The sequence below is a fragment of the Streptomyces sp. CLV115 genome, from assembly GCF_038448545.1.
In the GTDB taxonomy this organism is placed as follows: Bacteria; Actinomycetota; Actinomycetes; order Streptomycetales; family Streptomycetaceae; genus Streptomyces; species Streptomyces sanglieri.
In genome coordinates, this window is record NZ_JBCEWQ010000063.1 from 1 (window position 1) to 14,982 (window position 14,982).

Sequence of the window (14,982 nt, forward strand, 5' to 3'; positions counted from 1 at the left end):
CGACCACGCCCCGGATCGCGCCCCGAACCCCGTACGGCACCCCCGGGCGCGCGCCCCTCGCGGGCGTTCGCTACGTTTGCACCGTGGACAAGAAGAACGCTATGCGCGCCGGCGCCGTCGCGGCCGGAACGACGCTGATGATGCTGCTCATGTCGTCCCCCGCGCTCGCGCTCACCCGCGACGACGGTGACGACCCGGGGCCCGGCCTGAGCGCGATGGAGACCATCGGCCTCTACGTCGTGGCACCCATCGTCCTGTTCCTGGTCATCACGGGCCTGGTCATGGTCCTGGACAAGTCCAAGAAGCAGGCCTGACGCTCCACGCCCGTCCCGAGTGCGCCGCAGGTACTCCCCGAGTACCGCGCGGCGCACACGCATGTCCGCGACCGGTCCCCAGTCCGGGGAGCCGGGTAGGTTGCGGCCATGATCGAGTGGGACGTCAAGAAGCTCCGCATCCTGCGCACTCTGCGCGACCGGGGCACGGTCACCGCCACCGCACAGGCCCTGCTGATGACCCCCTCCGGGGTCTCGCAGCAGCTCTCCGGTCTGTCCAGGCAGCTCGGCGTACCGCTCCTTGAGGCCCAGGGCAGACGGGTCAGGCTCACCGACGCCGCACACCTGGTGCTGCGTCACGCCGAGGCGGTCTTCGCCCAACTGGAGCGCGCCGACGCCGAACTGACCGGCTATCTGCGCGGCGAGGCCGGCGAGGTGCGGGTCGCGGCGTTCTCCACGGCGGTGTCCGCCCTCGTCGTACCGGCGATCCGGCGGCTGCGGGCCGAGGACCGCCCGGGGCCCGACGTGCGGGTGCGGGAGGCGGAGGCCGCCCAGGCCTACGAGCTGCTGGTCGCCGGTGACGTGGACCTCGCGCTGTCCCTCGCCGCGCACGCCCCGACGGCCCGCGATCCCCGGTTCGCGGTACTGCCGCTGCTCGTGGACCCCCTGGACGTGGCGCTGCCGGCGGACCACGGCCTCGCCGCCGCGCCCGCCCTACGGCTGGCGGACCTCTCCGGCGAACCATGGATCTTCGGCGGCTCGGGGCCCTGGTCGCAGATCACGACGGCCGCCTGCGAGGCCGCCGGGTTCGTGCCCGAGCAGGCGCACAGCGCCTCCGGCTGGACGGCGATCCTGGCCATGGTCGAGGCGGGCATGGGTGTGGCGCTGGTCCCGCGCATGGCGTCGGCGGAACGCCGCAGCCGGGGCGGCGTGGTGATGCGGGCGCTCGACGCCGACCAGCCGCGCCGTCATGTGGTGGCGGCGGTACGGCAGGGCGCCGAGCGGGGCCCCGCCGTGGCCAGGGTTCTCGCCGCGCTCACCACGACCGCCGAATCATTCACTTCCACTGAATGAACAGTGCAAAAACTTTCGCTGGACCTGATGGTTCTTCCGCCGTGACAGTAGGCGCATGACCTTCGACCAGAATGAGAACCACCACGAGGACCCCCACGCCAACGACGCGGCCCCGTACAGCGGTGGTGACCCGTACGCCGACTACCGGACCACCGACCTCCCCTTCACCGAACTCGTCGACCTCGCCGACCGCCGCCTCGGCGCGGGCGTGATCGCCGCCAACGACGAGTTCTTCGCCCAGCGCGAGAACCTCCTGCTCCGGGAGCGCGCGGTCTTCGACCCCGAGCACTTCGGCCACAAGGGCAAGATCATGGACGGCTGGGAGACCCGCCGCCGGCGCGGCGCGGACGCGGAGCACCCGTTCCCGGCCCCCGACGAGCACGACTGGGCGCTGATCCGCCTCGGCGCGCCCGGCATCATCCGCGGCATCGTCGTCGACACGGCCCACTTCCGCGGCAACTACCCGCAGCGCGTCTCGGTCCAGGCCACCTCGGTCGAGGGCTCGCCCGGCCCCGCCGAACTCCTCGCCGACGACGTGAAGTGGGAGGAGATCGTCCCGCCGACCCCCGTACGCGGCCACGCCGCCAACGGCTTCGAGATCACCGGCGGCCGCCGCTGGACCCACGTACGCCTGTGCCAGCACCCCGACGGCGGCATCGCCCGCCTCCGCGTCCACGGCGAGGTCCTCCCCGACCCCTCCTGGCTCGCCACGCTCGGCACGTTCGACCTGATCTCGGTCCTGAACGGCGGCAGCTACGAGGACGCCTCCGACCGCTTCTACTCCTCGCCGACCCAGATCATCCTGCCCGGCACCTCCCGCAAGATGGACGACGGCTGGGAGAACCGCCGCCGCCGGGTCCGCGACACGAACGACTGGGTGCGCTTCCGTCTGCCCGCCCAGGGCGCGGTCCGCGCGATCGAGATCGACACGGCCTACCTCAAGGGCAACTCGGCCGGCTGGATCGCCCTCCAGGGCCGCAACGGCGAGAGGGGCGAATGGTTCGAGATCATCCCCCGCACCCGGCTCCAGCCCGACACCCTGCACCGCTTCCCGCTCCGCGCCCAGGCGATCGTCACCCATGTCCGCCTCGACGCCTTCCCGGACGGCGGGGTCGCCCGCATGCGCCTGCACGGCAGCCTGACGGAATCCGGCGCGACCGAACTCGCCCGCCGCTACGAGGAATCGGGCGCCTGAGCGATCCCGGCCCCACTTCCCCGCTTCCGCCCGTCGGACGGCTGCGCGATCGGCGCCCGCCCGACGGGCGGTCTCCAGCACCGCCGACAGCCCCCGGCGGAAGGTCTGCCGGCCGGAGCCCGGACCGGAGCGCACCTCTCGGCGAAGCGCGGAAAGGCAGGGGCGCCCCGGACCGCGCGAACGGTCCGGGGCGCCCCTGTTCTCCTGCCCCCGGCGGGTGCGGGGACGGTCGTTACGCCGTCGCCGCCGCCGCGTCGGCCGCGCGGGCCCTGAGCGCGCGTTCCACGCCCGAGCGGGACTCCGACACCAGGCGGCGCAGGGCCGCGCCCGGCTCCGCCGAGGCGAACCAGGCGTCCGTGGCGTCCAGGGTGTCCTGCGAGACCTGGAGGGCCGGGTAGAGGCCGATCGCGACCTGCTGGGCCATCTCGTGGCTGCGCGAGTCCCAGACGTCCTTGACCGTGGCGAAGAACTTCTCCGCGTACGGGGCCAGCAGTTCGCGCTGGTCGGTCTGGACGAAGCCGGTGATGACCGCCTCCTGGAGGGAGTTCGGCAGCTTGTCGGACTCGACGACCGAGGCCCACGCCTCCGCCTTCGCCTCCTCGGTGGGGCGTGCCGCGCGGGCGGTCGCCGCGTGGCGCTCGCCCGCCGCCGTCTTGTCACGCTCGTACTCGGCGGCGATCTCGTCCTCTTCGAGGAGACCGGCCGCGGCGAGCCGCTCGACGAACGCCCAGCGCAGCTCGGTGTCGACGGCCAGGCCCTCGACCGTCTCCCGGCCGTCGAGCAGCGACTGGAGCAGGTCCGTCTGCTGCGGGGTGCGGGCCGTCGCCGCGAAGGCGCGGGCCCAGGCCAGCTGGTGGTCGCTGCCCGGCTCCGCCGCGCGCAGGTGCGCGAGCGTGGCCTCGGTCCACCGGGTCAGCCCGGCCTCCCGCCACTCCGGCGCCGCGTACAGGTCCAGCGCCAGCTTCACCTGGCGGTGCAGCGACTGGACGACGCCGATGTCCGACTCCTTGCCGATGCCGGAGAGCACCAGGGCCAGGTAGTCGCGGGTGGCCAGCTCGCCGTCGCGGGTCATGTCCCAGGCGGAGGCCCAGCACAGGGCGCGGGGGAGGGACTCGGTGAAGTCGCCGAGGTGCTCGGTGACGACCCGCAGCGACTCCTCGTCGAGCCGGACCTTCGCGTACGAGAGGTCGTCGTCGTTGAGCAGGATCACCGCGGGACGGGCGGTGCCGGCCGGGAACGGCACGGTCGTGCGCGCCCCGTCGACGTCCAGCTCGATCCGGTCCGTGCGGACCAGCTTGCCGGAGCCGTCGAGTTCGTAGCAGCCGATGGCGATGCGGTGCGGCCGCAGCGTCGGCTCGCCCTTCGCGCCGGCCGGGAGGGCCGGGGCCTCCTGAAGCACGGTGAACGACGTGACGTGGCCGTTCTCGTCCGTGGTGATCTCCGGGCGCAGGATGTTGATGCCCGCCGTCTCCAGCCACGCCTTCGACCAGGTCTTCAGGTCGCGGCCGGAGGTCTCCTCCAGCGCGCCCAGCAGGTCGGACAGCCGGGTGTTGCCGAACGCGTGCGCCTTGAAGTACGCCTGGACGCCCTTGAAGAACTCGTCCATGCCGACGTACGCCACCAGCTGCTTCAGGACCGAGGCGCCCTTGGCGTAGGTGATCCCGTCGAAGTTGACCAGCACGTCGTCCAGGTCACGGATGTCCGCCATGATCGGGTGCGTGGAGGGCAGCTGGTCCTGGCGGTAGGCCCACGTCTTCATGGAGTTGGCGAACGTGGTCCAGGAGTGCGGCCACTTCGACCCCTCGGCGTACGCCTGGCAGGCGATCGAGGTGTACGTGGCGAACGACTCGTTCAGCCAGAGGTCGTTCCACCACTCCATGGTGACCAGGTCGCCGAACCACATGTGGGCCAGCTCGTGGAGGATGGTCTCGGCCCGCGTCTCGTACGCGGCGTCCGTGACCTTCGAACGGAACACGTACTGGTCGCGGATGGTGACCGCGCCCGCGTTCTCCATCGCGCCCGCGTTGAACTCCGGGACGAAGAGCTGGTCGTACTTGGCGAACGGGTAGTCGTAGTCGAACTTCTCCTGGAACCAGTCGAAGCCCTGCCGGGTGACGTCGAAGATCGCGTCCGCGTCGAGGAACTCGGCCAGCGACGGACGGCAGTAGATGCCGAGCGGGACGGACCGGCCGTCCTTCTCGTAGCTGCTGTGCACCGAGTGGTACGGGCCGACGATCAGGGCCGTGATGTACGACGAGATGCGCGGCGTCGGCTCGAAGGACCAGACGTTGTCCTTCGGCTCGGGCGTCGGAGAGTTCGAGATGACCGTCCAGCCCTCGGGAGCCGTCACGGTGAACCGGAACGTCGCCTTCAGGTCCGGCTGCTCGAAGCTCGCGAAGACACGGCGGGCGTCCGGCACCTCGAACTGGGTGTAGAGGTACGCCTGCTGGTCGACCGGGTCGACGAAGCGGTGCAGGCCCTCGCCCGTGTTGGTGTACGCGCAGTCGGCGACGACCCTCAGCTCGTTGGAGCCCGCGACCAGGTGCGGCAGCGCGATGCGCGAGTCGCGGAACACGGCCGCGACGTCCAGCGACCGGCCGTTCAGCTCGACCTCGTGCACGGCCGGGGCGACCAGGTCGATGAAGGTCTCCGCACCGTCTTCGGCGGAGTCGAAGCGCACGGTGGTCACGGACCGGTAGGTGCCGCCCTCCTGCGCTCCGGAGAGGTCGAGATCGATCTCGTACGCGTCCACGGTCAGCAGGCGCGCCCGCTCCTGTGCCTCTTCGCGGGTCAGATTCGTGCCAGGCACGCGGTCATCTCCTTGGTATGTGACGTTTCCGGTCATCCTTCCACGTCGTGCACCGAAGTGGAGTGGCCACAGGTGAGCTACTGCGGTAGCATCGGTGGTATGAAGATCAGTGTGAGTCTGCCGCAGGAGGATGTCGCCTTCGTCGATGAGTACGCCATGAAGACCGAGGCGGACTCCCGGTCCGCGGTGATACACGCCGCGATCGAGCTGTTGCGTGCCGCCGGCCTGGAGGCGGAGTACACGGAGGCGTTCGAGGAGTGGGACGCGAGTGAGGACGCCGAGCTCTGGGACCGCACGGTCGGGGACGGAATCGCCGATGCGTAGGGGAGACATCCACCTGGTCGATCTGGAGCCGGCCAGAGGCAGCGAGGCCAACAAGGTCAGGCCGGCCGTGATCGTGTCCAACAACGCCGCCAACCAGTCGGTCGAGCTCAATGGCAGAGGCGTCGTCACCGTCGTGCCCCTGACGTCGAACACCGCCCGTGTTCTCACGTTCCAGGTCCTTCTCCGAGCCGACGAGTGTCGTCTGCCGAGGGATTCGAAGGTCCAGTGCGAGCAGATCCGGGCAGTCACCCCGGACCGCGTCCTGAAGCGGGTCGGCACCGTCCCCCGCCAGCGTCTGGCCGAGATCGACGCCGCCCTGCGACGCCACCTCGCCCTCTGACGGACGCCGGACGCATGCGAAAGGGCGGCCACCGGGACTGCCCGGTGACCGCCCTTTCCCGTGTCCGTCCGGCGTCAGCCGTTCAGCTCCGCCGCGACCAGCTCCGCGATCTGCACCGCGTTCAGCGCCGCGCCCTTGCGCAGGTTGTCGCCGGAGACGAAGAGCGCGAGGCCGTTCTCCACGGTCTCGTCGGCCCGGATCCGGCCGACGAACGAGACGTCCTTGCCGGCCGCCTGGAGCGGGGTGGGGATCTCGGAGACCTCGACGCCCGGCGCGTCCTTCAGCAGCTCGTAGGCGCGCTCGACGCCGATCGGACGGGCGAAACGGGCGTTGATCTGGAGCGAGTGGCCGGTGAAGACCGGCACCCGGACGCAGGTGCCGGACACCTTCAGCTCCGGGATCTCCAGGATCTTGCGGGACTCGTTGCGGAGCTTCTGCTCCTCGTCGGTCTCGAAGGAGCCGTCGTCCACGATCGCCCCGGCCAGCGGCAGCACGTTGAAGGCGATCGGACGCTTGTAGACGCCCGGCTCGGGGAACTCGACGGCCCCGCCGTCGTGGGTGAGCCGGTCGGCCTCGGCGACGACCTTGGACGCCTGGCCGTGCAGCTCGGCGACACCGGCCAGCCCGGAGCCGGACACCGCCTGGTAGCTGGCGACGACCAGCGCGTCGAGCCCGGCCTCGTCGTGCAGCGGGCGCAGCACGGGCATGGCGGCCATCGTGGTGCAGTTCGGATTGGCGATGATGCCCTTGGGCCGGTCGGCGATCGCGTGCGGGTTGACCTCGGAGACGACGAGGGGGACCGCGGGGTCCTTGCGCCAGGCGGAGGAGTTGTCGATCACGACGGCACCCTGCGAGGCGACCTTCTCGGCGAGCGCCTTCGACGTGGCGCCACCGGCCGAGAACAGCACGATGTCCAGCCCGGTGTAGTCGGCCGTCGAGGCGTCCTCGACGGTGATCTCCCGGCCTTCCCACTCGATCGTCGAGCCCGCGGAACGCGCGGAGGCGAACAGCCGCAGTTCGTCGGCCGGGAACTTCCGCTCGGCCAGGATGCTGCGCATGACTGTGCCGACCTGACCGGTGGCGCCGACGATTCCGACCTTCACGGGGACTCCTTCGAACGTTCGAACTGAGACGGTTGCCGCTCCATGATGCGTATGTCCACGGCTTTCTTGTCCAATCCATTGTCCGGGGTACGGACAGTGCCCGCCCGGCCGGGCACACGGCAGTGGGGCGCGAGCTCGGCCGAGCGCCCGCCCCACCGTCGTGCCTGTCGTACGGATCACATGGTGACCGTTACTTCGTGACCTTCTCGATCACGACGCTGCCGGTACCGGCCGGGGATCCCTTGCCGTTCACCAGGTGCACCTCGCCGAAGAACTGCCGGCCCTCGGGGGCGGCGGAGGCGACCGAGACCTCGGCACCGATCTGCGCCGAGGCGCCGTTGGCCAGGTTCACGGCCTTCGACTCGTCGACCTTGATCGTGCCGAGCGACGGCGTGTAGTACACGTCGCGGTAGTCGTACGTGGTGGTGCCGGCCGGGACGTCGTAGCCGTCGATCACGACGGTGTACGTGCCGGCGGCCGGCTTCGCCAGGCTGACGGCCTCCTCGGAGCCCGCCGTGGTGGACTTGCCGACCTCGGTGTCGCCCCGGTAGACGTACAGGTCCAGGTCCGCGTTGGCGTCCGCCGTGCCGCCGATGTTGACGTCCAGCTTCTCGACGCCCTCACCGATGGTGACCGTGTACTCCTGGGTGTCACCCGTCTTGATCGACGGCTTGTCGACCTTGGCCGAGCCCAGCGAGCCGCCCTTGAGCCTGCCCTCCAGCGGGCCGGCGTTGTTGGTGACGTTCCAGTTCACCGAGGCCGGGGTGCCGATCTTCGCCTCGGCGATGGTCTGCACCGCCGGGTCGAAGGTGGCGCCGAGCAGCGAGACATCCAGCTTGTACGGGTTGTCCAGCAGCGGCGACGTGCGCCGTGCCTCGACCTCGATCTCCCAGACGCCCGGCTGCGGGTCCTTGTACGAGCGCACGTCCGGACGGCAGGTGTTGGCCGGGTTCTCGTAGTTCGGGTAGCAGAACGGCGTTCCGCTGTCCTCCATCTGCACCCCGTACGGGTGGAGGGAGATGAAGCGGGTCTGGCTGCCCGAGCGCAGCGCGCTCATCGCGACCTCAAGGGTCTTGGCGCCCTCCGGCACGGTCACGAAGTACGACGTGGTGCCGTTGCGCTGCACCGAGCCGGACGCCTTGAACGCGTAGCCGGGCTTCACCAGCTTGGTGGAGACGACCACCGTGGTGAGGATCTGCTGGTCCACACCGGCGGTCCTGGGGTCGTCCACCTTCAGGATCGCGCTGTGCACGCCCGCGCTGCCCGGCTTCGCCTGGACCTTGACGGTGACCGGCTTGCCCAGCGGCAGCGAGACGGTGCTCGGACCGGTCAGCTTGAAGGTGCCGTCGTTGTTCTTCCACGACAGCTTGTGCTTGACGGCCTTGTCCGGACCCGTGGTGCGGGTGATCGTGACGTCGTACGACTTCTTCTGGCCGGCCTTCAGGCCGCCCTCGCGGTCGTACAGGCCGGTACCGAAGCCGGGGGTCTTCAGCGCGAAGTCGATCGCGGTGTCGACCGGGGCCTTCACCGAGTACTCGTGCGCCGGGGTGCCCTGCTTCTCGATCTGCTTCCAGGCGCCGACGATGTCGATCAGACCGGAACCCTGGGCGTGCGCGGGCACACCCTTGATGTGGGTGGCGGTGCTGGTCAGCGCGGTGCGCAGGTCGGCCGGGGGCAGCTCGATGTGCTTCTGCTTCGCGGCGGACAGCAGCAGCGCGGTGGCGCCCGCGGCCTGCGGCGAGGCCATCGAGGTGCCCTGCAGCATGGAGTAGCCGGCCGGGAGCGAGTAGCCCGACTCCTTGACCGGGCCGCCGGGCAGCCAGGTCTGGGTGGTGTTGATGGACGCGCCCGGAGCGGTCAGGATCGGCGCGAAGCCGCCGTCCTCACGCGGACCGCGCGAGGAGAAGGGCAGCATGTCGTACTTCTTGGTGACGTTGGAGCCGTAGTTGGCGGCCCAGGTCTCCTTGGAGATCGACGCGCCGACGGAGATCACGTGGTCGGCGAGGCCGGGGTCACCGATGGTGTTGACGCCCGGACCGTCGTTGCCGGCCGAGATGACCAGCTGGACACCGTAGATGTCGACGAGCCGCTTGTAGAGCTCGGCGCGGGCGTTGTTGCCGTCGTTGAGCGGCGGCAGGCCGCCGATCGACATGTTGACGACATCGACACCGCGGTTCACGACGAGGTCGATCATGCCCTCGGTGAGCGCGATGTTGGTGCAGCCGCCGTCCCAGGTGCAGGCACGCGAGGAGACGATCTTCGCGCCCGGCGCGGCACCGTTCATCTTGCCGCCGAACAGGCCGTTCGCGGCGGTGATGCCCGCGACGTGGGTGCCGTGCTCGCTCTCGATGACACCGATGTTGACGAAGTCGGAGGTGTCGCCGGCCGCGTTGTAGACGACGTTCTTGCGGGTCTCGACGACGAACGGGATGCGCTCGACGACATCGGTCCGCGGGTCGTCCTTGCCGAAGTAGGAGACCTGGTGCTTCTCCTTGTACGGCTTGAGCACGGCGTCGTCGGAGAAGTCCGCGTTGTTGTTCAGGTCGACGCGGGTGGTGCCGGTGACCGGGTCGTAGAGCACCGCCCACACGTCGGTGGTGTCACCGTCGCGGTTCAGGTCGCCCGCCATGTCGCCGCCCCTGGTGGCGGACTCGGCGAACAGCTTGATCCGGTAGTCGCCCTCGGGCGCCTTGTACGTGCTGCCCTTGTACGTGAACGTCGGGCCGGACACGGCGTCCGTCATCCGCAGCCAGGTGCCGTCGCCGTCACTGACCGGGTCGGTCGCGGTCACCCAGTCGACGATCTTGCGGGCACCGGTGGTGGTCTTCTGCAGCGCCGGGTGACCGAGGTCGACACCCGAGTCGAGAACACCGATGGTCACCCCGCGGCCGTCGGCCTTCGGGTGCTGCTGGACGAAGTCGACCGCGCCCGTCTCGAACGACGGGTTGTACGGGTTCTTCGCCGGGGTCTTCTTGCCGGGCGCCGGGTAGGAACCGGTCGACCTGATGCCGGCCTTGGCGCCGGTCGCCCGGTCCGCGGTCGGCGTCGGGTCGTCCAGCTTGATCTCCTGCTTGAGATCGATGCCGTGGACGGACGGCAGCTTGGCGGCCGCCTTGATGGTCGCCTCGGCGGTCGCGGTGGGCACGGTGGCCCGTACGTAGCCGAGCTTGTCGTAGGCGCGTCCCAGCACGGAGCCCTTGACGGCGTCCAGCTGCTTGGCGACCTGCTCGGTCGCACCGGGAGCGGTGGCAACCATCATCGTGACGTTCTTCTGGCCCTTGGCCTTGGCCTTGGCCAGAAGTTGCTCGTCGTTGGTGCCGAGCTTGTTCGCCGTGGCGTCCCCGGCGGCGGCCGACTTGACGGGCGCGGTGTCGGGGGCGTCGGCGGCGAAGACGGGGGCGACGCCGGTGGCGGCCAGTGCGGCCACCAGACCGGCGGCAGCCGCGACTCGGGCCGCGCGTCTCGCCCCGGGTATGGAACTGGGGGATTCGGAGGTCATCAGCATCCCTGGATATGAAAGAGAGAGTCCGGAATTCGGTACCGGATGACCGCTCACCCTTTCGTAAATGACAGGGGTTTGTGGAGAGTTGAAGGGGGCCAGATGAGGACATGGCAGAATCCCGCCACTGGTACTGATGCGCCATCAGGGATGAAGCGGTGGATAAGTGGCGCCTGTGACCCGCTCCGCCGTTCTCCGCGGTCCCGCTTTCGCGGTTCCGCGTGCGCGACTCCCTTTCCGCGCCTTCGTCTCCGCGGCCCGTCCCCGCGTTCCGTCCCGGCGGTCCGCCCCCGCGGTCCGTCCCGGCGGTTCCGGCCTGGTGGCTCCGCTCGGTGGCTCCGTCCGGACGGGCGGGATCACCACGTGGCGTCGCTCAACGCGGCAGGACCATCACCTGTGCGGCCGGTTCGCGGTCGGCGGCCGCCATCAGCGCCGTACGCACCACGACCGCCTGCTGCTCGCCCGCGTCGCGGAGCTTTGCCGGCGTGAGGTGGACGACGGTGATGCCCAGCCGCTCCAGGTGCTCCCGCCGGGCGGCGTACGCGGACCACCGGGCCTCGTGCTCCTCCCGGTACCGGCCGTTCCCGGGCCCGCCGCGCCGCGGCGCCCTGGTGTCCAGCTCCACGGCGACCGCCTGCTCGGGCCAGTAGGCGTCCACCCCGCCGAGCAGGGGGCCGCCGGGCAGCCGCAGCTCCACGTTCCACAACGGCTCCGGCAGCCCGTACGTCCGCACCAGGTCGTAGAGCCGGCCCTCGGCCAGCGCCCGGCCCTCGGCGAGGAAGGAGTCGACGGCCGCCACCACCTGAGGGCGCCCCAGCAGCTTGGCACGGCTCAACTCCCGTACCACCACGGCCGGTTCGCAGTGACCGCCGCGCACTGCCTCGATGAGCAGCCCGCGTACGGCCAGCGGATCCCCGAGTCCGGCGATCGCGTCCGCGAGTGCCCGCTCCACGGGAGCCACGGGCAGGCCGCGCAATTGCTCGGCGCGGGGCGTTCCGCCGGCGCGCACCAGGCGTACGTACCCGACCGAGCGCAGCCGCCGGGTGCGCGGCACCAGCACATCGACGGCGTCCGCCGGTGCGGGCGGCGGGGCGGCGGCGAACCCGTGCAGGGCGAGCGCGGCGAGCCCGGTGATCATGGCCGCGCCGTACCCCGACCCCGGGTCCGCCTCCCGGCCCGGCTGCGCCGGTACGCTCCGCCGGCCGGAGGCCGGTGGCCGGCCGGCGTACAGCAGGGCGGCGCGCAGCCGTTCCTCGCCGGTGGGCGGCTCCGGGTGCAGTACGTACACACCGGGCAGCGGCTGCTGCCACGGCCCGTCGTCCCCGCAGCGCGCGGCGGCCTCCGCGACGGACACCCCCCGCGTCTTCAACTGTGCTGCGGACAGCACGCGTTGGCGGAGATCGGCGGTGCTGCGGGGGTGGCAGGGGGAGGTCGCGGAGGGCGGGGTGTTCTTGGTCATGTTCCGGGGTATCCCGCACGACGTGGCGGCGCTAACCCCTGTTACACGCTCGTCGACAATTCAGGACAACGCCGTCCTAAAGTACGCGCGTTCGACGACCGAAAAGGCCCGGCCCGCCCCCTTACTACCGCGCGGGCCGGAGCGCGGGCCCGGACGGTACGGTGCGGGACCGGTGCGGTGCCGGACGGGGCGGCGCGGTGCGGGCAGGGGCGGTGCGGGGCCGGACAAGCCGGCCCCGTACCGCCCCTGCCCACTGCGCGTCCTCAGAGCCCGGCCGCTGCCCCGGCCTCCGCCGCGCCCGTGTCGCACGCCTGCGCCCGCAGCGCCCGCGCCAGGTCGTCCCGGGCTTCGAGCACCAGCCTGCGCAGCGCCGGCGCCGCGTCCGCGTGGGCGGACAGCCATTCGTCCGTGGCGGCCAGCGTCGCCGGGTCGTCCTGAAGGGCCGGGAACAGGCCCTTGACCACGATCACCCCGATCTGGATCGACCGCTCGGCCCAGACCCGCTCGATCGCGTCGAAGTACTTGCCCGTGTACGGCGCCAGCAGCTCCCGCTGCGACGACGGCGCGAAGCCCGCGATCGTCGCCTCGACCAGCGCGTTGGACAGCGCGTCCGACTCCACGACGCCCGCCCACGCCTGCGCCTTGACCGCGGCGGAGGGCCGCGAGGCCAGGCACCGCACCTGGTGCCGCTTGCCGGACGCCGTGTCGTCGCGGGCCAGTTCGGCGTCGATGACCGACTCGTCGGCCACCCCGTGCGAGGCCAGCGGGGACAGGAACGCCCACCGAAGCTCCTGGTCGACGTCGAGCCCGTCGATCCGGGCCGAGCCGTCCAGCAGCCCCGACAGCAGACGGAAGTCCGCCTCCGAATCGGCGACCGAAGCGAAGAACCGCGCCCACGCCAACTGGTGCTCGCTGCCCGGCTCGGCGACCCGCAGCTCCCGCAACGCGCCCTCGGCCAGCGCCCGGCCGCCCTCCTCGCGCCACCCGGGCGCCGCGTACTGGGTGAGCGCGGTCCGGGTCCAGGCGTGCAGCATCTGGAGCACGCCGATGTCGGACTCCCGGCCGGCGAAGGCCAGCACCAGGGAGAGGAAGTCGCGGGCCGGCATCAGCCCGTCCCGGGTCATGTTCCACAGCGCGGACCAGCACAGTGCCCGTGCCAGGGGGTCGGTCATGTCGCCGAGGTGCGCCCGCAGCGTGGCCAGCGACGCCTCGTCGAAACGGACCTTGCAGTACGTGAGGTCGTCGTCGTTGACCAGGATCAGCTCGGGCCGCTCGGCCCCCGCCAGCTCCGTGACCACCGTGCGCGGCCCGGCCACGTCGACCTCGGCGCGGGCGTAGCGCACCAGGTCGCCGTCGGCGGCGCGCCGGTACAGGCCGACCGCGACCCGGTGCGGCCGGAGCTCCGGGTGCGACTCGGCCGCCTCCTGGAGGACCGCCAGCTCCGTGATCCGGTCCGCCGCGTCGTACGTCACCACCGGGGTCAGCGAGTTGACGCCCGCGGTCTGCAGCCACGAGCGCGACCAGGCGGCCATGTCCCGCCCCGAGGTCTCGGTCAGCACCGACAGCAGATCACCCAGCTGCGTGTTGCCGTAGGCGTGCTTCTTGAAGTAGCGCCGCGCGCCCTCCAGGAACGCCTCCCGCCCCACGTACGCCACCAGCTGCTTCAGCACCGAGGCGCCCTTGGCGTACGTGATGCCGTCGAAGTTCAGCTTGGCGTCCTCCAGGTCACGGATGTCGGCCGTGATCGGGTGGGTGGACGGCAGCTGGTCGGCGCGGTACGCCCAGGACTTGCGGTTGTTCGCGAAGGTGACCCAGCCGTCCTTGAAACGGGTCGACTCGACCATGGTGAAGGCGCCCATGAAGTCGGCGAACGACTCCTTCAGCCACAGGTCGTCCCACCACTGCATGGTGACGAGGTCCCCGAACCACATGTGGGCCATCTCGTGCAGGATGACGTTGGCCCGGCTCTCGTACGCCGCCTGTGTCACCTTGCCGCGGAAGATGTACTCCTCGCGGAACGTGACACAGCCCGGGTTCTCCATCGCGCCGAGGTTGTACTCGGGCACGAACGCCTGGTCGTACTTCCCGAACGGGTACGGGTAGTCGAAGTTGTCGTGGAAGAAGTCCAGGCCCTGCTTGGTGATCAGGAAGATGTCGTCCGCGTCGAAGTGCCGGGCGAGGCCCTTGCGGCACATCGCGCCGAGCGGGATCTCCAGCGTCGTGCCGTCCTCGAAGGTGCGGCTGTAGGAGTCCGTCACGTAGTGGTACGGACCGGCGACGACCGCCGTGATGTACGTGGAGATCGGCTTCGTCTCGGCGAACCGCCGGACCTCGCCGTCCCGGGACTCCTCGGCCCCGTTGCTCCGGACCGTCCAGCCCTCGGGCGCCGTCACCTGGAAGCGGAAGGGGGCCTTCAGATCGGGCTGCTCGAAGTTCGCGAAGACGCGACGCGAGTCGGCCGGCTCGTACTGCGTGTAGAGGTAGACCTCGCCGTCCTCCGGGTCCACGAACCGGTGCATGCCCTCGCCGGTCCGGCTGTACGCGCACTGCGCGTCGACCACCAGGACGTTCTCGCCCTCCGGCAGCTCGTCCAGCGCCACCCGGGTGCCGTCGAAGACGGTGGCGGGGTCGAGCGGCCGCCCGTTCAGCGTCACCGCGTTCACGGCAGGCGCCACCAGATCCGCGAAGGTCGACGCCCCCGCCCGCGCGTTGCGGAAGCGGATGGTGGTCACCGAGCGGAAGGTCCGCGGACCGGAGGCGGTGTCCCCGTCCCCGTCGGGCCCGCCGACGGCGGACCGCAGATCGAGATCGACCTCGTAGCCGTCGACGCTGAGCAGCTCGGCCCGCTCGCGGGCCTCGTCGCGGGACAGGTTCTCACCGGGCACGGGCACACTCCTTTGTGTCACG

Annotated in this window: 10 protein-coding genes; 5 read left to right on the plus strand and 5 right to left on the minus strand. The window is 71.0% G+C overall.

Features of this window, described 5'->3' with window-relative positions:
• Nucleotides 1-83: 83 nt before the first annotated feature.
• The 3 genes from AADR41_RS21865 (at nt 84) to alc (ending at nt 2,541) form a co-directional block, all read left to right on the plus strand.
• A complete protein-coding gene (locus AADR41_RS21865) occupies nt 84-314 on the plus strand; it encodes a hypothetical protein (protein WP_124717671.1) in 231 nt (76 codons plus the stop codon).
• Between the two features lie 108 nt (nt 315-422).
• Nucleotides 423-1,346 carry a LysR family transcriptional regulator gene (locus AADR41_RS21870; RefSeq protein WP_342283076.1) on the plus strand — a complete coding sequence of 308 codons (924 nt, stop codon included), beginning with the start codon at nt 423-425 and terminating at the stop codon, nt 1,344-1,346.
• Between the two features lie 55 nt (nt 1,347-1,401).
• Nucleotides 1,402-2,541: an allantoicase gene (gene alc, locus AADR41_RS21875; protein ID WP_342283077.1), complete on the plus strand. Its 1,140-nt coding sequence runs from the start codon at nt 1,402-1,404 to the stop codon at nt 2,539-2,541.
• 232 nt (nt 2,542-2,773) lie between these two features.
• Here alc and pepN (AADR41_RS21880) read toward each other — a convergent pair whose 3' ends face one another.
• Nucleotides 2,774-5,350, minus strand: coding sequence for an aminopeptidase N (pepN, locus tag AADR41_RS21880; RefSeq protein WP_342283078.1), 2,577 nt, complete (start codon nt 5,348-5,350; stop codon nt 2,774-2,776).
• Between the two features lie 99 nt (nt 5,351-5,449).
• On the opposite strand from pepN (AADR41_RS21880), the gene AADR41_RS21885 reads away from it, so the two are divergent.
• Together AADR41_RS21885 and AADR41_RS21890 are read left to right on the plus strand one after the other, a co-directional pair.
• Entirely contained in the window at nt 5,450-5,674 is a 225-nt protein-coding gene (locus AADR41_RS21885) for a ribbon-helix-helix domain-containing protein (RefSeq protein ID WP_124717675.1), read from the plus strand.
• Complete coding sequence (locus AADR41_RS21890; protein WP_342283079.1) at nt 5,667-6,014, plus strand: type II toxin-antitoxin system PemK/MazF family toxin; 348 nt, start codon at nt 5,667-5,669, stop codon at nt 6,012-6,014. The genes AADR41_RS21885 and AADR41_RS21890 overlap by 8 nt, the downstream gene beginning before the upstream one ends.
• Nucleotides 6,015-6,088: 74 nt before the next feature.
• Here the strand turns inward: AADR41_RS21890 and AADR41_RS21895 are convergent, their stop codons facing one another.
• From AADR41_RS21895 to pepN (AADR41_RS21910), 4 genes are all read right to left on the minus strand, one after another.
• Nucleotides 6,089-7,117 carry an aspartate-semialdehyde dehydrogenase gene (locus AADR41_RS21895; protein WP_342283080.1) on the minus strand — a complete coding sequence of 343 codons (1,029 nt, stop codon included), beginning with the start codon at nt 7,115-7,117 and terminating at the stop codon, nt 6,089-6,091.
• A 190-nt stretch (nt 7,118-7,307) separates the two neighbouring features.
• Nucleotides 7,308-10,622, minus strand: a complete 3,315-nt coding sequence (locus tag AADR41_RS21900; protein ID WP_342283081.1) for a S8 family serine peptidase — start codon at nt 10,620-10,622, stop codon at nt 7,308-7,310.
• 367 nt (nt 10,623-10,989) lie between these two features.
• Entirely contained in the window at nt 10,990-12,075 is a 1,086-nt protein-coding gene (locus AADR41_RS21905; protein WP_342283082.1) for a hypothetical protein, read from the minus strand.
• A gap of 263 nt (nt 12,076-12,338) precedes the next feature.
• Nucleotides 12,339-14,960, minus strand: coding sequence for an aminopeptidase N (gene pepN / locus AADR41_RS21910; RefSeq protein ID WP_342283083.1), 2,622 nt, complete (start codon nt 14,958-14,960; stop codon nt 12,339-12,341).
• Nucleotides 14,961-14,982 lie beyond the last annotated feature (22 nt).